This is a genomic window from Maricaulis sp. ABE4_448 (genome assembly GCF_056160825.1).
Genome location: NZ_JBSWXX010000001.1, coordinates 1,245,478 through 1,265,383, shown reverse-complemented (window position 1 = coordinate 1,265,383; position 19,906 = coordinate 1,245,478). Strand labels below are relative to the sequence as shown.

22 protein-coding genes and 1 tRNA gene are annotated in these 19,906 nt (G+C 66.0%); 13 read left to right on the top strand and 10 right to left on the bottom strand.

Annotation, left to right across the window (positions count from 1 at the left end):
* Window positions 1-44: 44 nt before the first annotated feature.
* The 3 genes from ACXAJV_RS06190 to ACXAJV_RS06180 all read right to left on the bottom strand — a co-directional run bounded on the left by ACXAJV_RS06190 (window position 45) and on the right by ACXAJV_RS06180 (window position 1,584).
* Window positions 45-221 carry a hypothetical protein gene (locus ACXAJV_RS06190; protein ID WP_475083125.1) on the bottom strand — a complete coding sequence of 59 codons (177 nt, stop codon included), beginning with the start codon at window positions 219-221 and terminating at the stop codon, window positions 45-47.
* Between the two features lie 92 nt (window positions 222-313).
* On the bottom strand, window positions 314-964 hold the full coding sequence (locus tag ACXAJV_RS06185) for a hypothetical protein (RefSeq protein WP_475083123.1): 651 nt from the start codon (window positions 962-964) through the stop codon (window positions 314-316).
* Window positions 961-1,584, bottom strand: a complete 624-nt coding sequence (locus tag ACXAJV_RS06180) for a DNA-3-methyladenine glycosylase family protein (protein WP_475083120.1) — start codon at window positions 1,582-1,584, stop codon at window positions 961-963. The genes ACXAJV_RS06185 and ACXAJV_RS06180 overlap by 4 nt, the downstream gene beginning before the upstream one ends.
* Before the next feature lie 127 nt (window positions 1,585-1,711).
* Between ACXAJV_RS06180 and ACXAJV_RS06175 the strand changes: the two genes are divergently transcribed.
* The 4 genes from ACXAJV_RS06175 (at window position 1,712) to ACXAJV_RS06160 (ending at window position 5,402) form a co-directional block, all read left to right on the top strand.
* Window positions 1,712-2,131: a hypothetical protein gene (locus tag ACXAJV_RS06175; protein WP_475083117.1), complete on the top strand. Its 420-nt coding sequence runs from the start codon at window positions 1,712-1,714 to the stop codon at window positions 2,129-2,131.
* 70 nt (window positions 2,132-2,201) lie between these two features.
* Entirely contained in the window at window positions 2,202-4,328 is a 2,127-nt protein-coding gene (locus tag ACXAJV_RS06170; RefSeq protein WP_475083114.1) for a TonB-dependent receptor, read from the top strand.
* A 62-nt stretch (window positions 4,329-4,390) separates the two neighbouring features.
* The gene (locus ACXAJV_RS06165) at window positions 4,391-5,101 is read left to right on the top strand and encodes a hypothetical protein (RefSeq protein ID WP_475083112.1); all 711 of its coding nucleotides are present in this window, start codon (window positions 4,391-4,393) and stop codon (window positions 5,099-5,101) included.
* A 46-nt stretch (window positions 5,102-5,147) separates the two neighbouring features.
* Window positions 5,148-5,402: a hypothetical protein gene (locus ACXAJV_RS06160; protein WP_475083109.1), complete on the top strand. Its 255-nt coding sequence runs from the start codon at window positions 5,148-5,150 to the stop codon at window positions 5,400-5,402.
* A gap of 14 nt (window positions 5,403-5,416) precedes the next feature.
* On the opposite strand, the gene ACXAJV_RS06155 is transcribed toward ACXAJV_RS06160, so the two are convergent.
* From ACXAJV_RS06155 to ACXAJV_RS06145, 3 genes are all read right to left on the bottom strand, one after another.
* The gene (locus ACXAJV_RS06155; protein WP_475083107.1) at window positions 5,417-5,869 is read right to left on the bottom strand and encodes a GFA family protein; all 453 of its coding nucleotides are present in this window, start codon (window positions 5,867-5,869) and stop codon (window positions 5,417-5,419) included.
* A gap of 43 nt (window positions 5,870-5,912) precedes the next feature.
* On the bottom strand, window positions 5,913-7,058 hold the full coding sequence (locus ACXAJV_RS06150) for a site-2 protease family protein (RefSeq protein ID WP_475083105.1): 1,146 nt from the start codon (window positions 7,056-7,058) through the stop codon (window positions 5,913-5,915).
* A gap of 99 nt (window positions 7,059-7,157) precedes the next feature.
* Window positions 7,158-7,976 carry a LytTR family DNA-binding domain-containing protein gene (locus tag ACXAJV_RS06145; protein WP_475083103.1) on the bottom strand — a complete coding sequence of 273 codons (819 nt, stop codon included), beginning with the start codon at window positions 7,974-7,976 and terminating at the stop codon, window positions 7,158-7,160.
* Window positions 7,977-8,088: 112 nt separating this feature from the next.
* Here ACXAJV_RS06145 and ACXAJV_RS06140 point away from each other — a divergent pair, with 112 nt between their 5' ends.
* Entirely contained in the window at window positions 8,089-8,625 is a 537-nt protein-coding gene (locus tag ACXAJV_RS06140; protein ID WP_475083100.1) for an SgcJ/EcaC family oxidoreductase, read from the top strand.
* Window positions 8,626-8,685: 60 nt separating this feature from the next.
* Here ACXAJV_RS06140 and ACXAJV_RS06135 read toward each other — a convergent pair whose 3' ends face one another.
* The gene (locus tag ACXAJV_RS06135; RefSeq protein ID WP_475083097.1) at window positions 8,686-10,152 is read right to left on the bottom strand and encodes a M61 family metallopeptidase; all 1,467 of its coding nucleotides are present in this window, start codon (window positions 10,150-10,152) and stop codon (window positions 8,686-8,688) included.
* A gap of 217 nt (window positions 10,153-10,369) precedes the next feature.
* On the opposite strand from ACXAJV_RS06135, the gene ACXAJV_RS06130 reads away from it, so the two are divergent.
* A complete protein-coding gene (locus tag ACXAJV_RS06130; RefSeq protein WP_475083094.1) occupies window positions 10,370-10,552 on the top strand; it encodes a hypothetical protein in 183 nt (60 codons plus the stop codon).
* Between the two features lie 115 nt (window positions 10,553-10,667).
* Here the strand turns inward: ACXAJV_RS06130 and ACXAJV_RS06125 are convergent.
* The 3 genes from ACXAJV_RS06125 to ACXAJV_RS06115 form a co-directional block, all read right to left on the bottom strand.
* Window positions 10,668-10,754 (bottom strand) — tRNA-Leu (locus tag ACXAJV_RS06125).
* Window positions 10,755-10,830: 76 nt separating this feature from the next.
* Window positions 10,831-12,513 carry a vWA domain-containing protein gene (locus ACXAJV_RS06120; protein WP_475083091.1) on the bottom strand — a complete coding sequence of 561 codons (1,683 nt, stop codon included), beginning with the start codon at window positions 12,511-12,513 and terminating at the stop codon, window positions 10,831-10,833.
* 390 nt (window positions 12,514-12,903) lie between these two features.
* A complete protein-coding gene (locus ACXAJV_RS06115; RefSeq protein ID WP_475083088.1) occupies window positions 12,904-13,686 on the bottom strand; it encodes a competence/damage-inducible protein A in 783 nt (260 codons plus the stop codon).
* A 65-nt stretch (window positions 13,687-13,751) separates the two neighbouring features.
* On the opposite strand from ACXAJV_RS06115, the gene sfsA reads away from it, so the two are divergent.
* The 7 genes from sfsA to ACXAJV_RS06080 all read left to right on the top strand — a co-directional run bounded on the left by sfsA (window position 13,752) and on the right by ACXAJV_RS06080 (window position 19,863).
* Window positions 13,752-14,459, top strand: a complete 708-nt coding sequence (gene sfsA / locus ACXAJV_RS06110; RefSeq protein WP_475083085.1) for a DNA/RNA nuclease SfsA — start codon at window positions 13,752-13,754, stop codon at window positions 14,457-14,459.
* Window positions 14,456-14,920 (top strand): acyl-CoA thioesterase, encoded by a 465-nt coding sequence (locus ACXAJV_RS06105; protein WP_475083082.1) that lies wholly within the window; start codon window positions 14,456-14,458, stop codon window positions 14,918-14,920. The genes sfsA and ACXAJV_RS06105 overlap by 4 nt, the downstream gene beginning before the upstream one ends.
* 77 nt (window positions 14,921-14,997) lie before the next feature.
* Window positions 14,998-16,680 (top strand): M20/M25/M40 family metallo-hydrolase, encoded by a 1,683-nt coding sequence (locus ACXAJV_RS06100; RefSeq protein ID WP_475083080.1) that lies wholly within the window; start codon window positions 14,998-15,000, stop codon window positions 16,678-16,680.
* An 87-nt stretch (window positions 16,681-16,767) separates the two neighbouring features.
* Window positions 16,768-17,607 (top strand): type I methionyl aminopeptidase, encoded by an 840-nt coding sequence (gene map / locus ACXAJV_RS06095; RefSeq protein ID WP_291886840.1) that lies wholly within the window; start codon window positions 16,768-16,770, stop codon window positions 17,605-17,607.
* 3 nt (window positions 17,608-17,610) lie between these two features.
* Window positions 17,611-18,291, top strand: a complete 681-nt coding sequence (gene radC / locus ACXAJV_RS06090) for a RadC family protein (RefSeq protein WP_475083077.1) — start codon at window positions 17,611-17,613, stop codon at window positions 18,289-18,291.
* Window positions 18,292-18,327: 36 nt separating this feature from the next.
* Complete coding sequence (locus ACXAJV_RS06085) at window positions 18,328-18,600, top strand: hypothetical protein (RefSeq protein ID WP_475083075.1); 273 nt, start codon at window positions 18,328-18,330, stop codon at window positions 18,598-18,600.
* A gap of 123 nt (window positions 18,601-18,723) precedes the next feature.
* Window positions 18,724-19,863 (top strand): alpha/beta hydrolase, encoded by a 1,140-nt coding sequence (locus tag ACXAJV_RS06080; protein WP_475083072.1) that lies wholly within the window; start codon window positions 18,724-18,726, stop codon window positions 19,861-19,863.
* Window positions 19,864-19,906 lie beyond the last annotated feature (43 nt).

Here is a 19,906-nt window from a genome sequence, read left to right as displayed (position 1 = left end):
GTCGAGCCGGCGATGAAGTGACGTCCACGGCAATTTGCGGCGGCTCACTCGGCGTCCTTGTTCCGGGTTGCGCGATGATGCCCCTCACCGGCGGCCGACAGGGCAATGCCGAACAATATCCCCAGCGCCAGATTGTCGAATATCAACCAGCCGATCACCAGGCCGAGCAGAAACCCACCGCCATTCACCAACCCGCGCCGAGTATTGTTGGATTCTGACATCTCATTCCTTTCTTGTGTCTCGCAATCATTGCCGCTGGCATACTGTGATTGTGGTGACCCTTGGAATACCGTTCCAGATGGGCCAGCAGCAGTCATCGTAAACGGTCTGCTTCACCAAAGCGGCGCGGCGTATAGGGCTGAGGCAGAGCGCCCTCCACCACCATACGTTCCAGAATGCCGCGATAACCTCCCGCGCCTTCGAACCAGTCAGCCTCCCGTCGCTCGCGCTCGGCTTCCCACGCATTGGTCACTGCTTCAGAAGGCCGCCAAGCTTGCCAGCCGTCCACTGTCTCCCGTCCGGGCGCGGCTCTATCCGCCTCCAACCATCCGACCAAGTCTCCATATTCCGACTCAATTTCGCCGTTCGGGTTGAGCGAGCCAACGACGATATAGCGTACCCCGGGAACAAACCGATCAAACTCAAATTCACAAGATGATCCGTAGAAGTTCAGTGCTCCAAAGACCACTTCAACCGGCTCCAGGTCGCCCTTCCAGACTGTCTCGACCCGAAAAGCTGTCTCAAAGGGCACTACCTCATACCTGTCGAACTGGCCGACCCAGTTTCGTGATCGCCTAGACGAATCCAAGTCGCCTAGAGCCACTCCTTCAAAAACGACTTCAGCCTGATGCACGTGATTTCGCGCGTTGGCTGCCAACATCACGGTTCTCGGCTCTACACGATCACAGGCAAACGCCGATCCCGACAGCAAACCGGCAGCCAGTATTGCGGCAAGTACCCTCATCCAACCGCCTCCCCGTCCGGCGGAGCGTCGACATGGGCCCACATGTAGAGCGCCAGCCAGGACCGGTAGGGTTTGAAACGCTCGGCGGTGCGCACGGTCTTGCGGCGTTTGGAGGTGAGGCGTTCCAGCGTCTTGCGCGCGGCGACATCGCCATCCGGCCAGATGTCCGCCTCGCCGAAATAGAACATGTTCATCATGTCAGCCGTCCATTGCCCGACACCCCACATCGCCGTCAAACGGGCCGCGCGTTCCGCAATGCCGAGCGCGCGCAGCTCGTCGGCGTCCAGCCCGATGGTACGATGCGTGTCGGCAATGGCGATAATGGTTTTCGTCTTGGCACCGGACAGGCCGCAGCCGCGCAGGATATCGGTATTCGCCTCGGTGAAATGATCCAGCAGCGGACCGTCGCCGGCGCTCGCCTCGACGCGTCCCCAGATGCTCGCAGCCGCTTTCACCGAGATCTGCTGGCCGGCAATGGCGCGGCAGAGATAGTGGGGAAAGGGCGTGCCCTCGCGGTTGGGAAACTCAAGCGGGCCGAGTTTGGCGATGGCGCCATGCAGGTCCGGGAAGAGCGGTTCGGCCGCTTCGAGGAGGTGGGCATGGACTTTTTCGTGCGACATAAGCGTAACCTTGAAGCGACATTGATGCATCATAGCCGCAACGTCCGAATGCCAAGATGCGCCATTGTTGCGACAGACTGAAAATGTCGCATGGCCCTCCTGACAGCATGATGGTAACAGCGCGCTCATGCTTGGGGATATCCGAAATGGCCGGGGCCTTCTGGCCCAGTGGCTGACGGCGCTGGCGCTGATCGCGGCCGGTCTGCAATCGGGCATCCCGTCAGGGTACATGCTCGACCGCGACGAGACGACGGGCCGCCTGTCGGTCGTTTTCTGTACCGGCCAGGGCCCATCCGCACTGTGGATAGACCTCGCCAGCGGCGAGATCAGCGATCATGCCGGCACCGGCGAAAATGCCCCGGCCGGCACCGCCCAGCCCTGTGCCTTCGCCATGGCGTCGGCGACCGGTCCGCTGCCGGTCATCGATGCTTGGCAGACACCGCTGCCCGTACAGCAGGCCTCCCCCGTTCCGGACACGCATCAGCGGGCGGCCCTGCCGGCCATCCGTGCGCGTCATCCGGCCCGCGCCCCACCCGCAACGCTCTGAAATCCAAAAAACCCTGTTGACTGGATCCCCCGCCGGCGGTGCGCCGCCTGCGGGTCTGGAGCGTTCTTTCATGACCCGAATTTTCCTGGCGCGCACACGCTGCGCCGTCTTCGCTTTGCCGGCCGGCATGGCGCTTGCCCTTTCGCCTGCCCTGGCCCAGGAGACGGCACCCGTCTCGGCCCCGGCCCTGACCCCGGCCCTCACCGATGTTATCACCGTCACCGGCCAGCGTCCCGATACCACCGGCACCGACCGGATCGATCCCGACACCCTGCCTCCGGCCAGCGGCCCGGACGCAACGCGGCTGGTCGCCCGCCTGCCCGGTGCGGCGGGGTTGAGCAATGGCGCCCTGTCCGGCCAGGTCCAGTATCGCGGCCTGGCGGGTGCGCGGATCAATATCCGCATCGACGGCCAGAACTTCGCCTCCGGCGGACCCAACCTGATGGACCCGCCCCTGCACTACGCCCCGCTGCCGCTGGTGGCGCGGATGGAAGTCGATCGCGGTGTCAGCCCGGTCAGCGACGGTCCCGGCCTGGCGGGCGGTGTGGATGCCGTGCTCAAATCCATGCCCTTCAATGACGGGCCCGGCTTCCACACCGGTTATGACATCACCCTTGCCGCCCGCTCGGCCGACAGCAGCTATGCCGCGGGCGGCATGGCCGGGATCGCCAGCGACACGTTGCGCCTGCACATGCTGGCCTCGCACGAGAGCGGCGGCGATATCGAGACGGCCTCCGGCACGATCGGCGGATCGGAGCATGAACGCTCGGTGTGGGGGCTCGGCGCCGGCTGGCGTTCGGGCGCGCACACGCTGTCACTGGACCTGCGCCGCAACGAGACCGGACCGACGGGCAATCCGCCCTTCGCCATGGATATCCGCTATATCGATACCGACATGGCCCGTCTGGCCTATACCGGCGATTTCGACACCATCCGTCTCGAACTGGCGGCCGGCTGGGCGGATGTGGCCCATGCCATGAATAATCATGATCTGCGTCCGGCCCCGGCGATGATGATGGCCTGGCGCGAGACCCTGGCCTTTGCGGAGACGCGGACAGTCTCGGCCGCCCTGGCCTTCGACGCGATGGGCGGCGAACTGCGCACCGGGATCGACCGGGCAAGCAGCGATCATGACGTCACCATCACCAACCCGTCGAATGCCGGCTTCTATCTCAACTCCCTGCCCGATATCGACATCGCCCGCACCGGCGCCTTCATCGAGTGGACCGGCGGCCTGCCTGCGCAATGGCAGGGCGAGCTGGGCCTGCGGGCGGATTATCACGAGGCGGACGCCGGTCTGGCCAGCACCGGGCCGGGCATGCTGGCCATGGCCTTCAATGCGGGCGACCGCGCCTGGGACGACACCACGCTGGACGCGGTGGCGCGTCTGTGGCGGCCGGTGAGCGAGACGGCGACGCTGCGCATCACCCTGGCCCGCAAGACCCGTGTGCCGACCTATCTGGAGCGCTTTGCCTGGCTGCCGACGGCGGCGAGCGGCGGGCTGGCCGACGGCAATACCTATGTCGGCGATGTCAATCTGCGGCCGGAAACCGCCTGGATCGCCGAGGCGGGTTTCGACTGGCAGTCCGGCTCTGTTTATGCCCGGCCGACCGTCTTCTACCGCCGCGTCGACGACTACATCCAGGGCACGCCGTTCGACGCCACGCCGGGTGTGATCGACACGCCGGTCGAGATGGTCTCGAACATGAATGGCGATCCGACGCCGCTGCGCTTTGCCAATACCGATGCCGAACTCTACGGATTCGACGCGGATTTCGGCTGGCGCATCGACGCCAACTGGCGGCTGGACGGTACGCTGAGCTGGGTACGCGGCGAGCGGCGCGACACTGGTGACGATCTCTACCGCATCGCCCCGCCCAGCCTGCGCCTGGGGGCCAGCTATGACGCCGCCGACTGGTCGGTGACGCTGGAAACGCTGGCCGTGGCCGAACAGGACCGGGTCTCGCAGACCCTGGGCGAGGCGGAAACGCCGGGCCATGTCCTGCTCAATGCCTATGGGCGCTGGGCGGTGCGGCCGGGCGTCGAGATTGCGGCCGGGGTGGAAAATCTCCTCGACCAGCCCTGGCGCGATCACCTGGCCGGCTACAATCGCAATGCCGGGTCCGACATTGCGCCGGGCCAACGTCTTCCGGGCAATGGAATCTCCGCGGGCATCAGGATCAGCCTGCGGGGCTAGCATGTACCGGCGCGCCGGGCCCGGATCCGGCGCGCCGGTCATGCGCATGGGGAGATAATTCCATGAGAGTTTTCAGACTGATGAGCCAGATCCACCTGTGGCTGGGCATCGCGGTCGGCATCCAGGTCATGCTGTGGCTGGTCTCGGGCTTCGTGATGGTGTTGTGGCCGATCGAGACGGTGCGCGGCGAACATCTGCGTCATGCCGAAGCGGAGATCGTGATCGACTGGGCAGACGACGCCCTGCCGCTCGCCAGTATTCTCGCCAGCCAGGACACCGCGGTGCTGTCGGCGCGCACCGGCCGGCTGGCCGGACGTCCGGTCTGGCGGCTGGAGACGGCACAGGGACCGCAAATGATCGATGCCCGAACGGGCGAGGATCTGACACCGGTCGATCACAGCCTGGCCCGCGAGATCGCCCTCGCCCGCTATTCCGGCCGCGGTGCGCTGACGGGACAGGTGCGGGTCGAGACACCGCCGCGCGAGGCCGGCCTCGCCGTGCCCGCCTGGCGGTTCGAGTTCGGGCCGGAAGATCCGGCAACGCTCTACATCAACAGCCGGACCGGCGAGCTGCGCGCCGTGCGCACCACGCTGTGGCGCGTCTATGATGTCTTCTGGGGCCTGCACATCATGGACTGGTCGACGCGCGAGAACTTCAATTCCTGGTGGATCAAGGCGACGTCCGTGATCGCCATCCTGTTCGGCCTCGCCGGGGTCGTGCTCACCGTCTACCGCATCCGCTGGATGCTGCGCCCGAAACGGCGCCCCGCCTGATGCGGATCGCCTTTACCCCCAACCCCGACCCTCACCGGAGACCCGCATGCTGCTCACGCTTCCCTTTCGACTGACCGGCCGCCTCATTCTGGCCGTGCCCCTTCTCGGCGGCATGTGCCGCGAAGTGGCACGTAATCCGGAACGTGCCCTCCTGCCCTTCCTGATCAATCTCCTGATGGGCGTCGCCCTGGCCAGCTGGATCTTCGGCCCCGTCATCATCATGGCGCTCGCCCTGACGCTGGCACCGGTCATGCTGGTGACGATCATGCTCGCCAGCGCCGATTTCGGCCGGGCGCTGTAGGCGGGGACGGTGCTCTAACGCCCGGCATACTCCGTCATCAGCGACTGGAAGTCCTCCATCGGCGGGAAGGCCGGATAGCTGTGGACGGCGGGCGTTGTGGCCCAGTCGAGTTTTTCTGACGTCATCGTCTCGATGAAGGGCGTGGACCAGCCCGGCGTGTCGAACAGGCTTGCGCGCACATTGACCAGCGCGTCCATGCCGACGATCCGCGTGAACATCCAGCTCATGCAGTGCGGACAGAAATAATGGTCGAGCTGGGGACCGCGCAGCCCGCCCTTCACCGGCTCGCCCTCGACGACGCGGAAAGCCTCCGCCGGGACCATGGCGCTGAGCGAGAACGCGCTGGACGTCATCTTGCGGCAGCCATCGCAATGGCATGCCGAGGTGATCAGCGCCGGTGCCGTCACTTCCATCCGGGTCCGGCCGCAACGGCAGGATCCGGTGTGGGTCTCATGGTCTTCGCTCATGGTTGGCGTTCCGTCGCTTTGAATCGGCTGTGCGGCGATCCTGTCAGCCCGCGGCGTCACCGTCGAACAGGCGGCGCATGCGGGCGTATTCCATCAGATCGGACAGGCTGACGACGCCGGCGAGCTGATCGTCCTTGACGACATAGAGCCGGGCGAGATGGTCGTGCTGCATGCGGGCAAAAGCGCCGGAGGCCCGCAGCGGCGCCTCGATCCGCTCGCTCTCGCGCACCGGCAGGGCGATGCGGCGCACAGGCGTCGACGCGCGTTCGGCGGCGGGAACCGCCCGCGCCTCTTCCACGCCGGCGCCGCCGACCAGCTGGCCGTCGGCCTCGACCACAGGCACCCAGGCGCGGTGATGGCGTACCAGCACCGCCTCGATGAAATCGGCCACGCTCATATCGGCCTGCGCCGTCTCGAAGGGACCGGCCAGCTCGCCCACCGCGACACCGGCGAGCGCGTGTTTCATGTCCTGCTCATTGCGAGCCGAGACGGCCGCGGTGCGCAGGAAGAGACCGATCAACACCCACCAGATGCCGCCCATCTGGCCCGCAAACAACGCCAGCCCGGCCCCCGTGGCGATGAAGACATAGGCGAAGAACTCGCCCGCACCGCTGGCCCAGCCGGTGGCGCGGCGCCGGTCGCCGGTGAACAGCCACAGGATGGCGCGCAGCACCCGTCCGCCATCGAGCGGAAAGGCCGGGATCATGTTGAACATCGCCAGCAGGAGATTGATCAGCGACAGATAGCCCAGCACCAGTGCCACCGCGCCAACAGGGTCGCCCGCAGCCTGCGGCCCCAGCGCACCGCCGGCCAGCATGAAGACACCCGCCAGGACAAGGCTCATCAGCGGGCCGGCGAGCGCCATGACGAGCTCGCTCATCGGCGTTTCCGGCTCGCTCTCCAGCTCGGCCGCGCCGCCGAACAGGAAGAGGGTGACATGATTGATCGGCAGACCGAAGGCGCGGCCCACGAAAGTGTGCGACAGCTCGTGGGCGATGATGGAAAAGGTCAGCCCGGCCACGCCCGCCACCGCCATTGCGATATAGGCGGGCAGCGAGAAATCGTCGCGCAGACCGGGGAAGAAGCCCGAGGCCAGCGACCAGCCGACCAGCAGCGCCAGGAACAGCCAAGACGGTTCGGCCCGCACCACGACGCCGCCGATGCGGAAGGAAAAGATATAGGGTCTCATGCGCTGCAGGATAGGCGAGCCGGCGGGCTTCGCGCCAGAGGAATAAGGCCCGGCCCGCCTGCGCGATATCGGCGCAGCGACTGTGGGCAGCGATTGTGGCTAGAGAAGCCCGCGCCCGCGCATCTCCCGCACGCGCGAGCGGCCGACGGGTATGCGCTCGCCCGAGACGAGACAGGCGACATAGTCGCGCCCTTCGCGCTCGAGCCCGGCGATACGGTCCAGCGCCACCCACCAGGAGCGGTGGATCTGTACCCCGCCCTCGCCGCGCAGCCGCGCGACTGCATCACGCATGCGGCCGCGCACGAAGACACGGCCGGTTTCAGCCTTCACCTCGAGATAATGATCATTCGCCTGCACGCTGAGCACGCGCCCGGCCGGCCAGTCGCCGAAGGCGCCGGCCGCCGGTGACGGGGCCGGCAGGAGGCCGGCAATCACCGGCTGGGCGGCGATCAGGCGCACCGTCTCCTCCGCCTCCTCGGCCAGGCGCTCCGGACCGATGCCCGCCAACGCCCGCAACATGAGTACGAAACCGCTGAGCGTCAGCACGAGCGGTGCCAGGAAGACGAGGAATTCCCAGAACGGATCCCGCGGCTTGGGCAGGAGCGGTGTCTGTTTCAGAAGGTCGAGTTCGAGCGTGACGAGAAGCAGGGTCACAAGCGCCGCACCCGCGCCGGAGACCAGGCGAAAGGCGCCCCGCGGCGGCAGGATGCGTGCCAGTGCGTGCTCGATCATAACGGTCTGGCCCACCAGGAGGGCCGAGACCAGAAGCCACAGGGCGAGCCGGTGCATCAGGCCCAGCTCGTCCGTGTCATAGGCGCCGCCCAGCGAGAACAGGACGGCCAGCACCAGCACGCCCGCCAGATGGGCGAGCGGGCCGGCAAGTCCGCCGTCCGGACGGTTCGCGACACGGTGCGACACTTCACGTTCCCTTGCTGGCCGGCCGCGACCGGCTGGTCCTATCCCCGGTTCACCGCGACGGCCGGTGCCGGACGCGGCGCATCCTAGCCAAACACCATGAAAGGTAACAAACATGATCACAGTCCAGGCCGCTGCCCGCTTTTTCCTCGTCCCGATGATGGCCCTCGCCGTGACAGCCGCCCCCTCTGCGGACGCCCAGGAGCGCCGGGATGTTCCCGAATTTACCGTGTTCGGCGAGGGCGCGCCCGGCGCCCAAGCCGGAATCGACGCCTTCATCGCGGACTTCAAGTCGGCCTGGTCGTCGCAGGACGCCGCCGCGGTGGCAGCCCTGCACACGGCCGACACGGAATGGATCAATGCCTATGCCCGCATGTTCCGTGGCCGCGACCCGCTGGAGACCTTCCTGCGCGACCGGCTTTTCCCGGCATTCGATCCGGCAGTCTCGGTAGAAGAGACGCAGAACATGCGCACGATCTCGATCCGCTTTATCGGCACCGATGCCGCGGTGATCCACATGTATACGGACGGCCATCGGGGCGCCTCACGCAATGCGGGGGAAGATACCCGCCGGACCCATTTGCACCTCGTTCTCGCCGACACGCCGGATGGCTGGCGCATCGCGCATACCGCCGTCATGGACGCGCGATAGGCCGCGCACGCCGGGCCGCCATGCAGCGGCCCGGCGTGTTGCTGACGTCTCCCCGTCCGGCTAACGCTGCAGGAAGACCGGCATGCAGGCATTCTCGCGGGAGCCGGCGCAATCGCCGGCCGCAAAACGCACCAGAATCTCGTCCGGCCCGAAGGCAGCCGTGGCGAGACCGGTCTCATCCAGCGTGTCCAGCAGGCCGAACGGGTCGAACGGCCCGTCCAGAAGCGCAAGGATCTCGCTGGCCGCCCCGTCCGATCGCGCATCGAGCGCGGCCAGAAGGCGGGCCTGGGAATAGTCGCGATCGGCGGACTGATAGAGGCTTTCCAGCGCCGCTTCATAGGCGCCGGGGCCGGACTGATCCGTCATGCGGGCATCGAGCAGATAATGGAACAGCGCCCCGCTGCCATAGACGAGCTGACGGTTGGCCTGCTTGTCCTCGCCGGCCTCGGCCAGGCTGATCGGACCGCTGGCGATGCGCCCCAGCAGGAAGCGGCGGATCTGACCTTCCAGCATGAAGATGACATCGTGCTCGTCGACCAGGCCGGCGCGGTAGAGTGTCTTCATGGCGAAGTAATCCGCCCCGCCCTCGGTGAACCATTGCGACTGGGCGTAAGGCACCGGCCGGATCGTCACGCCCAGCCAGGCGTGCAGCGTCTCGTGCGCCAGGGTGCGCGCCCACATCAGGCGCTCGTGCGGGCGGAAGGGGGCGGGCATGCGCTGGCCGAAACTCTGGGCGAAGGCGCCGCCATCATTCATCTGCCCCTCGCCGAAGACGACAAGATAGCGCTCCATGGGCACACCGCCGAAGGTCTGCGCATAGCGCGTCAGGCTGTCCTCCAGCACGCGCCGGAAGTCCGCCACACCATCGGCCAGAGGCTGCTGGGCGAGCAGGGTGACGGCCATGCCGTCAATGTCGAACGTCTGCGGCGCCAGGCCCGGACCGACAACGAAGATATTGCGCATGACATCCTCGACCCCGTCGACCCGGAAGCGGCCCGCGCCTGCCTGTGGCCATGCCGCGACCGCCTGCCAGTCCTCGGGCAGGTCGAAGCCGATGTCGAACGTGCAATCCGTCCAGGCATGGTTGAGCACCAGAACCGGATTGCCGGTGAAATAGAAGGCGTCGTCGAACCGGTAGGCGGTCTCCTCCTTGCCCGTTTCCCAGACCGCCCGGTCATGATCGGCGACCAGTGTATAGCTGTAACCGTCCCAGCCGGCCGCTTCGCCGCCGGGATGCTGCCAGGTGCCATAGCCCAGATAGGTTGCAGGCCGCGGATCGTCGCCGAAGCGCAAATCCTCGATGAAGTCGGCGGTACCGTCCTGCGCGCCCTCGCCCGGACGCCAGAGAATGTCGAGTACGCCGCTGGCACCGTCCGCCTCGACGGTGACGTCGAACCGGTTGCCGCCGGCATGGGCAATATCGAGCCGCACCGGCTCGGCCGGACAGGTGTCCGGCGTCTGCGCCAGAGCAGGCATGGTGGCGGCCAGCGCGGCGGCGGCCGCGGCCAGAACTGGATGAAGTTTCACGCGTTTGTCTCCCCGTTGTTCGAACGAACAGATGCGCCGCCCGGCCCTGTCGGATGCAGGGACCGGCAGACGGCGCACTTTGCGTATCCCTCCGCAGGGCAAGCCTAGACACCGCCGGACCACATGAAGATGGACGGGACATGACCGTCCCCACAGAAGAATTGATGCCGGGCGCCCGGCCGCGTATGATCCCTGCCGGGGTATGGGGGAGTGTGAAATGTTCAATGCAACCAACAGGATGTCTGTCACCATGCAGGCGGCGATCGTGATCGGTGCGATCTTCCTGCTCGCCATGGCAGTGCAGCAAGCCGTCGCGCACCTGTCATCCGATGACTGCGTGATCCGCAACACCTATGACGACGCCGGCAATCTGCTGACCTCGCAAACGCTCTGCCGCTAGGGGGGGGCGCCCAGCAAACGAACCCGCAGGGTTCGCAAGCGCGACCGCGCGTCGGGCGGTCAGCCCGCCCCATCGGAGGCGTCCGCGCAGCGGACTGCCGTGAGATCAAAAAAGCTGGTGCGGGCGGCCGGGATTGAACCGGCACGGCCTTGCGGCCGGCAGATTTTAAGTCTGCTGCGTCTACCAATTCCGCCACGCCCGCGCCGGTGGTGCGGCGCGATCCTACACCGCTTTTCGGGGCAGGCCAGAGGGCCGGTCAGCCCTCCGGCCTGCCCTGGCTACTCCTTCAGGCCTGTGCCCTCATCGATGCGGCGGGCGCGGTCGACGAGGTCGAGGAATTCGGCGCGGTAGCCGAATTCGTCTTCGCCGAGGGCCGTTGACGCCTCTTCGGCCACAGCCTCCCAGCTGTATCCGTCCTGCAGATAGGGGTCGCCGCGCAGCAATTGGGCAAAGCCGGCGACGGCGATGGAGAAACGCACGTCAGTGTCCGCCTCGCCGAACGCACCGACCGCGTCGGCATCGGTGACCGTGCGTTCCATCAGGATGCTCTCATCCTCACCGGGCTCCTTGTAGCGCAGGCGCAGGAGACCGTATTCGCCGGAGAGGTCTGCAGCCGGCCGGGACGCCCCGCCATAGCGCAGCGGGTCCATCAGCACGCCTTCCGATCCCGGCGCGGCGATCTCGTAGATCGCGGTGACGGCATGGCCCGAACCCACCTCGCCGGCATCGACGGCATCATTGTTGAAGTCCGCCCGGTCCAGAAGGCGCGTCTCGTAACCGATCAGCCGGTATTCCGCGACGCGGGCCGGATTGAACTCGACCTGGATCTTCACATCATTGGCGATCGGGAAGAGCGCGGAGAAGCTCTCCTCGACCAGCATGCGGCGTGCTTCCTGGCGGCTGTCGATATAGCCCGCCGTGCCGTTCCCGGCCTGGGCGATGAGCTGCATCATGCGGTCATTGTAATTGCCGCGGCCAAAGCCCATCACGGAAAGGTAGATGCCGCTGTCGCGCTGGCGGGCGACATAGTCTTCCAGGCTCTCGTCACGCGTGACGCCGACATTGAAATCGCCATCGGTGAGCAGCATGACGCGGTTCACCGCGTCCTCGTCGAAATTCTCCCGCGCCAGCGAATAGGCCAGTTCCAGACCGGCCCCGCCGGCGGTCGAACCGCCCGCGTGCAGACGGTCGAGCGCCTCGTGGATACGCCGCGCATTGCGCGCCTCGGTCGGCTCGAGCACAGCCCCGGCCGCGCCCGCATAGACCACGAGGGACACCGTGTCCTCGGGCTCCAGCTCGTCGACCAGCATGTGCATGGCCTGTACGGCGAGCGGCAGCTTGTCCGGCGAATTCATCGAGCCGGAGACGTCGATCAGGAAGACCAGATTGGCCCGCGGCCGCTCGTCCGGCACGATCTCGAAGCCCTGGATGCCGACATGCATCAGCTGGGTGGATGAATTCCAGGGATTGGGCGTCACCGTGACATGGGTGGCGAAAGGCTCGTCCGGTCCCGGCGGCAGGGCGTAGTCGTAGTCGAAATAATTGATCATCTCCTCGATCCGCACCGCATCCGAGGGCGGCAGTTCGCGGCTGTCGATCAGATAGTCGCGCACCACGGCATAGCTGGCCGTGTCGACATCGATGGAGAAGGTGGAGACGGGTTCGTCCGCCGTGGAGACGACCGGATTGGCCTCGGTATCGTCATAGCGCTCGCGATTTTCCGGTGCCGGCTGGGGCCAGGGGCGCGGGCTGACCATGGGCGCGGGCGCGCCTGCGAGCCGGGCGCCGGTGACGGTAATGTAGTCGGCCGAGCCTGGCGGCGGAGGCGGCGGAGGCGGCGGAGGTGGCGGCGTCCGGTATTCCTCGTCCCGTTCGGCCACTTCGCCGGGCTCGCTTGTCGTTGCCGTACAGCCGGCCACAGCGACGCCGAAGGCGCTCGCCAGCAAGATTGCGCGTTTCATGGAAGCACTCCCCTTCCCGTCAGGTCCCTCACATCAAGCAGCACCATGACAGCCGGTGCAACCAAAAGACGAAAGCGGGGCAATTTGGGGGCAGGCGCAACGCCCGCCGTTCCCCCGGACCTGTTCCGGGGCCCGGCAAAAGGGCGTTGCGAAGAGCTGCGCCTATCCTGAAGCGGCAGCAGGCCCCGGAACAGGTCCGGGGAAAACAGCAGTGGGTCTTTCTTCCCCACATTGTGGGGAAATGGGCCGATGCGCAGCATCGGGTCGCCACGTTTTTCTGGGGGGCGCGGCCACAGCCGCGAAAGGCGCTTGCCTCCAAACTCCGCAGCCTGCGGCTGCGGCCCCTCCCCCGCTTCGCGGGTCCCCCTCCCCATGGAATGGGGAGGAAAACTAATCCTCCGGATCGATGCGCGGGTCGTAGCCGAGGTCCTGGACGAGGTCGGCGATGGCGTCGATGACGCGGGCCAGGGCGCGCTTGTCGGTGGAGCGGGCGACGAGATGGGTGCCGCGGCGGACCTCGCCGGCCTTCACCTCGATGAAGTAGGGATAGGAGCCGATCGAGACGCCGGGATTTTCCTCCTGCAGCTCGCCCAGTTTTTCCGCGATTTCGCCCTCACGCAGATTGTCGCCCTTCACCGAGCGCGACAGGGTGACCGTGCCGCCTTCCAGGCGATGGGCGATATCCTCCAGCATGCCGCGGCAGATGGCGGGCACGCCGGCCATGGTGAAGACATTGCCGGTCTGGAAGCCCGGCGCGCCGGTGACCGGGTTCTTGATCAGCGACGCCCCTTCGGGGATGCGCGCCATGCGCTTGCGGCTCTCGGTGACCGGCGTCTTCGTCTTGTCGTACCATTCCTCGATGATCGCCAGCGCATCGGCGCGGATATCGATCGACATGCCGAAGGCTTTCGCGATGCTGTCGGCGGTGATGTCGTCATGGGTCGGGCCGATCCCGCCCGTGGTGAAGACATAATCGGCCTTGGCGCGCAGCGTGTTCACTGCCTCGACAATCTCGTCTTCGATATCCGGCACGGTGCGCGCCTCGATGACATTGATCCCCAGCGGCGCCAGGAATTGCGCGATCTGCTGGAGATTCTTGTCCTGGGTGCGCCCGGAGAGCACCTCGTCGCCGATCAGGAGAACCGCTGCCGTAACGTGTTTCGTATCCGCCATGTGATTCCATCCTTCATCGCGCCCTTCGAGGGGGTATATGAGGCAGACGCCAGGAAGTCCAAGCCATGAAATTTCCCCAACCGCTCATCCCCGGCCATCTTGTCAGGCGTTACAAGCGTTTCTTCGCCGATGTGACCCTGGAAGACGGTACGGAGGTGACTGCCCACTGCGCCAATACCGGCGCCATGACAGGCATCAAGGAGCCGGGGCTGAAAGTGTGGCTGTCACAATCGGACAATCCCAAGCGCAAGCTGAAATACACCTGGGAGCTGGTGGAGGCGGAGGGCACGATTATCGGCGCCCTGCCCAACACCGCGAACGCGCTGGCCGAGGAAGCGGTGAATGCCGGTGTGATTACCGAACTGGCCGGTCATGACAGCCTGCGCCGGGAAGTGAAATACGGTGAGAATTCGCGCATCGACCTCCTGCTGGAAAGCGCGGGCCAGCCGCCCTGCTGGGTCGAGGTGAAGAATGTCCACTGGCAGCGCGGTCCAGGAATTGCGGAATTTCCCGACGGGGTGACCAGCCGGGGCGCCAAGCATCTGGGCGAACTGGCGGCGCAGGTCGCAGCCGGCGATCGCGCCGTGCAGCTCTTCATCGTCCAGCGCAGCGACTGCCACACCCTGCGCCCGGCCGGCGATATCGACCCGGTCTATGCAGCAACCCTGCGCCAGGCGGCAGCGGCGGGTGTTGAAGTCCTCGCCTATGCCTGCCACGTGACGACGGATGGCATAGCCGTCACCACCCCGATGACAGTGGAGCTGGGTGTATGAGCGAGACCGGCTGGGACCTGCCCGATCCCTATATTCACCGCATTGCCGTGACCGAGGCCGACATGGACGCCTTCGGCCATGCCAATAATGCGCGCTATCTGGAATGGGCCGATGCGGCTGCCTGGACCCATTGGTGGTCGAAGGGTTATTCGATGGATGCCTGCCAGGAGGATGACCGCGGCATCGCCATCATTCGCACCGAGGCGGACTATCTGGGCCATGTGCGCGTTGGCGATGCGCTGGACTGCGCGGTCTGGATCACCCAGTCGGACGGGCGCCTGCGCGCCGAGCGCCGCTATCAGTTCAAACGCGTGAAGGACGGTGTGACGGTCTTCCGGGCACTGACGAAAGTCGTGTGTTTCCAGCTCTCTACCGGCCGGCCGGCACGAATGACCCGGATTTTCCGTGATCACTACTCCGTCCTGCCCTCGGTCGCCGAAGCGCTGGCGGCTGCAGATTAAGGCGCCGTAACATTGAGCCCGGGCTTGTCCGGTCTATATTCCGCGCAGAATAACACCTCTGGGGGAGGCCCATTTTGATGAAGTATCTGGTTCCGGCAATTGCCGGCCTGGCGCTGGTCGCGTGCAACACCGAGACCGGGTCTGACGAGGCGCAGACCGCCACCGCGTTCACGCCCGATGTGAGCGCCGGCAATATCGAAGCCCACATCCGCTTCCTGGCATCAGACTATATGGCTGGCCGCGATGCCGGGTCTGACGGCTACGAGATCGCCGCGAATTATGTCGCCTCGCAGATGCGCCTTCTGGGCCTCGAGCCGGCCGGCGAGAACGGCACCTATTTCGCCGACGTGCCGATGCAGGATGTCCACGCCGACGGCGAGTACAACCGCTTCAGCCTAGACGGCACCGAATATGCCCAGGGCGAAGGTGTCGTGATCTGGTCGAACCCGTCCGTGCTGGAAGCCGAAATCACCGGCGAGCTGGTGTTTGTCGGACACGGCGTGTCGGCTGCCAATCGCGATCATGACGACTATGCCGACGTCGATGTCGACGGCAAGATCGTGGTCGTGCTCGGCGGCGTTCCCGGCGGTGTTTTCGATGGTATCAGCGAAGAGCGCGCCCACCACAACTCCTCCACCACAAAACGCGATGTCGCCGCCGCCCACGGCGCCATCGGCATGATCACCCTGACCGATTGGGACAATGAACGCACGGCGGGCTATGCGGAAGGCTATGCCTCGCTGCCGGCTGTCCGTCTGACCCCGGCGACCGGTCCGTCCGGCTATGACAATATCCAGGTGTCCGCCAGCGTCGGCGCCGATCTGGCCGCGGCGTTGTTCGAGGGCGCGGAAATGAGCCTGGAAGAGGTCACGGCCGCGCTGGAGGCCGAGGAGCCGAGCTTCCCGCGCTTCGACCTGCCGCACACCGTCACCATGCGCCAGCGCACGATTTCCGAACCGTTCAGCGATCCCAATGTCGTCGGCATGATCCGCGGCGCCGATCCGGAACTGGGCGATGAAATCGTCGTCCTCACCGCCCACCTCGACCATATCGGCAATGATGGTCAGCTGGGCCGGGCCAGCGGTTCCTGCCGCTCCTCCGACGAGGAAGACGTGATCTGCAACGGCGCCGTCGACAACGCATCGGGCGTGTCGATCATGCTGGAAACGGCCCGCACCTTCCTGGAAGACGGCACGCCGCGCCGGACCATCGTCTTCGTTGCCCTGGCGGCGGAAGAAAAAGGCCTTCTGGGTTCCGAGCACTTCGCCCGCAATCCCACGGTTCCGGCCGAGCAGATCGTTGCCAATGTCAATCTGGACATGCCGGTCATCGTCTATGATTTCTCCGACGTGATCGCCTTCGGTGCCAACCACTCCAATCTGGGCCCGATCGCCACGCGCGCGGCCGCCCAGCTGGATGTTGCCATCAGCCCGGACCCGCTGCCGGAACAATCGCTCTTCGTGCGTTCGGACCACTACAACTTCGTGCGCGAAGGCGTGCCGTCGCTCTTCCTGATGACCGGCTTTTCCTCGCCGGATCCACGCTGGGACCAGGGCGAAGGCTTCATGGGTTTCCTGAACACCTATTATCACCGCCCGACCGATCAGCTGGATGGCGAGCTGGAGGTCCTGTTCGAACAGGGCGCCAAGTTTGCCAATATCAACTACATGATCGCCCGCGAAGTCGCCGACAGCGACGAGCGGCCGGCCTGGAACGAGGACAGCTTCTTCGGCAATCTCTACGCCGGCGAAGACAACTAGTTTCTTCGGAAATCGGAAAATGCAGGCGCGCGCCGTTCCAAACGGCGCGCGCTTTTGTATATAAGGACGAGATGGAGGATTGCTGACTTGACGACCGCCTACGAGATCGTGACCGACGAGGACGCCGCCAGCGCACCGCGCGACGGCAAGATCAAGCTGCACGGGCCGGAAGGCTTTGCCGGCATGCGCAAGGCCGGACGCCTGGCCGCAGAGATCCTCGACATGCTGACCGCAGAGGTCGCACCCGGTGTCACGACCGAGCATCTCGACAAGCTGGCCCGCGAGTATGCCTTCGATCACGGCTCCATGCCGGCAACCCTGTTCTACCGGGGCTACCGCCACTCGCTGTGCACCTCGCTGAACCATGTGGTCTGCCATGGCATTCCCGGTCCCAAACCGCTGCGCAATGGCGATATCCTCAACATCGACGTCACCGTGATCGTCGATGGCTGGCACGGCGATACCAGCCGCATGTATGTGGCGGGCGAGCCGAAGCGGAAGGCCGAAATCCTCATCGACACGACCTATGAGGCGATGATGGCGGGTATCGAGGCCATCAAGCCGGGCGTGACGCTGGGCACGATCGGCGCGATCATCCAGGAATATGGCGAGAGCCGCCGCTGTTCGATCGTGCGCGATTTTTGCGGCCACGGCCTGGGCCAGAACTTCCATGACAGCCCGAATGTGCTGCATTTCGGCGAGCATGGCGAAGGCCCCGAGCTGAAACCGGGCATGTTCTTCACCGTCGAGCCGATGCTGAATCTGGGCCGTCCGGACGTGAAAGTCCTCTCCGATGGCTGGACCGCCGTGACGCGCGACAAGTCGCTCTCGGCCCAGTTCGAGCATTCCTGCGGCGTCACCGAGGACGGGGTGGAGATTTTCACCAAGTCGCCCAAGGGCCTCGACCGGCCGCCCTATAACCGCTGATCCATGACCGATCTCGCGCATCATACAGGCCATCGGGACCGGCTGCGCGAAAAACTAACCTCAGCGGGTTCCCTGGCACTTCACGATTATGAATTGCTGGAACTCTATCTGTTCCGCTGCATCCCGCGACGCGACGTCAAACCGATCGCGAAAGACCTGATCGCCCGTTTCGGCGATCTGGGCGGCGTGGCCTCGGCCTCCGTCGACCAGCTGGTCACCGTGAAGGGCGTCAGCGAAAAGACCGCCGCCGAGCTCAAGCTCATCAAGGCGCTGGCCGAACGGCTGGCCCGCGAACAGGTGATCGGCCGGCCCGTCATCGCCTCCTGGTCGGCGCTCGTCACCTATTGCCGCACCGCCATGCAGCACGCCACGACCGAACAGTTCCGCGTGCTCTTCCTGGACCGCAAGAACCGGCTGATCGCCGACGAGGTGCTGGGCGAAGGCACGATCGACCACGCCCCGGTCTATCCGCGCGAAGTCGTCAAGCGCGCCCTGGCGCATGAGGCCACCGCCCTCATCCTCGTGCACAACCATCCCTCCGGCGATGCCACGCCCAGCCAGGCCGATATCGAGATGACCCGCACCCTCGCGGATATCTGCAAACCCTTCGACATCGTGCTGCACGACCACCTCGTGATCGGCCGCGAAAACACGGCCAGTTTCAAGACGCTGGGGCTGATCTAGCTCGCCCCGCCGCGACATCCTGCTAAGCGCGCGGCCATGAAACGTTTTCTCATGGCCCTGGCCGGCCTGATCCTCAACCCTGCCGGCCTGTTCTCCGGACTGGCGCGCGAGCCGCGGCCGGCGGCGCATCTGGTCTTCCTCAATGGCGAGATCCGCACGCTGGGCGAGGCCGGTACGGTGGAAACCGCGCTGGAACTGACGACGCTCGGTGCCGCCCGCCAGCTGCGGCTGGAGCAGGAGATCGGTTCACCGGAACCGGGCAAGCGCACCGGCCTTATCTGGTTCGACCGTGACCCTGTCACCGCCTGAGGCCAGCTGACCGGCAGCTGAGACCGTCGCATCACCTCTCCGGCCGCTCGGCACGTTTCGGGCGCAGCGCGCCACGCACTCCACTAGCCTTTCGGGCCTGTTTGCCTGCGTGTGAGGTTGTCCATGTCCATCCGCCTGCTCGGCGCCATCCTGGCGCTGATCCTGTTCCCCGCCTCCGGCACCGGTGCTGAATCCGCGCACAGCCTGCTCGCCCCGCCCCTGACAGCCCGCTACGAAGCCGGTCTCTACGTCCATCATGCCGCCGACCCAGAACAGCGGGTGGGAGGCGAACCACGAACCGTGCAGGTCATGGTCTGGTATCCCGCCGAGGCCGATGGCCGCATCCTCTCCCACCGCGAAACCATCGGCTTCGACGCCGCCGCGCGCTCGGCGGATGACGGGACACCAGCCGCACGGGCCGAACGCGTCGCCGGCATTGTGCAGCATGCCATCGACCGGGGTGCGGACGCCGGCCGGCTGGACGCATTCCTGGATGCTCCGACCCGGACCCGGCTCGACGCGACACCCGCTGCCGGACCGTTCCCGGTGATCGTCTATGCCGCCAGCGTGTCCTCGCACCCTTATGAGAATACCGTCCTGCTTGAAACACTCGCCCGCCAGGGTTTCGTCGTCATCGCCACGCCCTCGGTCGGCATGGGGACCCGGGCCCAGGCGTCCGGCCGGGCGGGTATCGAGAACCAGCTGGCCGATATCCGGCTCTCCCTGCGCGTTGCAGACACGCTGGCCTTTGCCGACACGTCCCGCCTCGGCGTGGTCGGCTACAGCCGCGGCGGCGCCGTCGGCACGCTGCTGACGATGCAGGAGCCGCGGGTCAGGGTCTTTGTGTCCCTCGACGGATCGGAAGGGCGCGACATGCTGATCGGCGCGGTGCGCGAGAGCACCGGGTTCGACCTTGCCCGCTTCGACCGGCCGCACATGCATGTCTTCTCGGAGCCGGCAGAGAATTTCCCGGAGACGCGCGAGATTGTCGATGCGGCGCCTTCGCCCGACCGTCATGTCGTGCGCCTGCCGCAACTCGGTCATGGCGAGCTGGGATCGACCTTCATCATGCTGAACGGGTTCGCCCGGGGTGAAGATGCACGCCGCCCGGTCGCGCAGACGGCACCGGCCTACCAGGCCATGACCCTGCTGGTGCTCGACATGATGGATGCCTATCTCCTGCGCAATGGCCCTGCCCGGGCCCGCATCGCGAACGAGCGGCTGCGAACCGCGACACCCGGCAGCGAGATTATCTGGGAATAGCTGCAGCACCCCGGGGAAAAGCACAGGCTGATCAAAACCGCTG

Bases quoted from the DNA above. Each gene is read 5' to 3' on its own strand.
- ACXAJV_RS06180 (WP_475083120.1), bottom strand. From the start codon at position 1,584: ATGTCGCACGAAAAAGTCCATGCCCACCTCCTCGAAGCGGCCGAACCG.
- ACXAJV_RS06100 (WP_475083080.1), top strand. From the start codon at position 14,998: ATGAAGTATCTGGTTCCGGCAATTGCCGGCCTGGCGCTGGTCGCGTGC.
- ACXAJV_RS06175 (WP_475083117.1), top strand. From the start codon at position 1,712: ATGCTTGGGGATATCCGAAATGGCCGGGGCCTTCTGGCCCAGTGGCTG.
- ACXAJV_RS06150 (WP_475083105.1), bottom strand. From the start codon at position 7,058: ATGAGACCCTATATCTTTTCCTTCCGCATCGGCGGCGTCGTGGTGCGG.
- ACXAJV_RS06120 (WP_475083091.1), bottom strand. From the start codon at position 12,513: ATGAAACGCGCAATCTTGCTGGCGAGCGCCTTCGGCGTCGCTGTGGCC.
- sfsA (WP_475083085.1), top strand. From the start codon at position 13,752: ATGAAATTTCCCCAACCGCTCATCCCCGGCCATCTTGTCAGGCGTTAC.
- ACXAJV_RS06130 (WP_475083094.1), top strand. From the start codon at position 10,370: ATGTTCAATGCAACCAACAGGATGTCTGTCACCATGCAGGCGGCGATC.
- ACXAJV_RS06160 (WP_475083109.1), top strand. From the start codon at position 5,148: ATGCTGCTCACGCTTCCCTTTCGACTGACCGGCCGCCTCATTCTGGCC.
- ACXAJV_RS06115 (WP_475083088.1), bottom strand. From the start codon at position 13,686: ATGGCGGATACGAAACACGTTACGGCAGCGGTTCTCCTGATCGGCGAC.
- ACXAJV_RS06140 (WP_475083100.1), top strand. From the start codon at position 8,089: ATGATCACAGTCCAGGCCGCTGCCCGCTTTTTCCTCGTCCCGATGATG.
- ACXAJV_RS06105 (WP_475083082.1), top strand. From the start codon at position 14,456: ATGAGCGAGACCGGCTGGGACCTGCCCGATCCCTATATTCACCGCATT.
- ACXAJV_RS06185 (WP_475083123.1), bottom strand. From the start codon at position 964: ATGAGGGTACTTGCCGCAATACTGGCTGCCGGTTTGCTGTCGGGATCG.
- ACXAJV_RS06085 (WP_475083075.1), top strand. From the start codon at position 18,328: ATGAAACGTTTTCTCATGGCCCTGGCCGGCCTGATCCTCAACCCTGCC.
- ACXAJV_RS06165 (WP_475083112.1), top strand. From the start codon at position 4,391: ATGAGAGTTTTCAGACTGATGAGCCAGATCCACCTGTGGCTGGGCATC.
- ACXAJV_RS06080 (WP_475083072.1), top strand. From the start codon at position 18,724: ATGTCCATCCGCCTGCTCGGCGCCATCCTGGCGCTGATCCTGTTCCCC.
- ACXAJV_RS06155 (WP_475083107.1), bottom strand. From the start codon at position 5,869: ATGAGCGAAGACCATGAGACCCACACCGGATCCTGCCGTTGCGGCCGG.
- ACXAJV_RS06170 (WP_475083114.1), top strand. From the start codon at position 2,202: ATGACCCGAATTTTCCTGGCGCGCACACGCTGCGCCGTCTTCGCTTTG.
- radC (WP_475083077.1), top strand. From the start codon at position 17,611: ATGACCGATCTCGCGCATCATACAGGCCATCGGGACCGGCTGCGCGAA.
- ACXAJV_RS06190 (WP_475083125.1), bottom strand. From the start codon at position 221: ATGTCAGAATCCAACAATACTCGGCGCGGGTTGGTGAATGGCGGTGGG.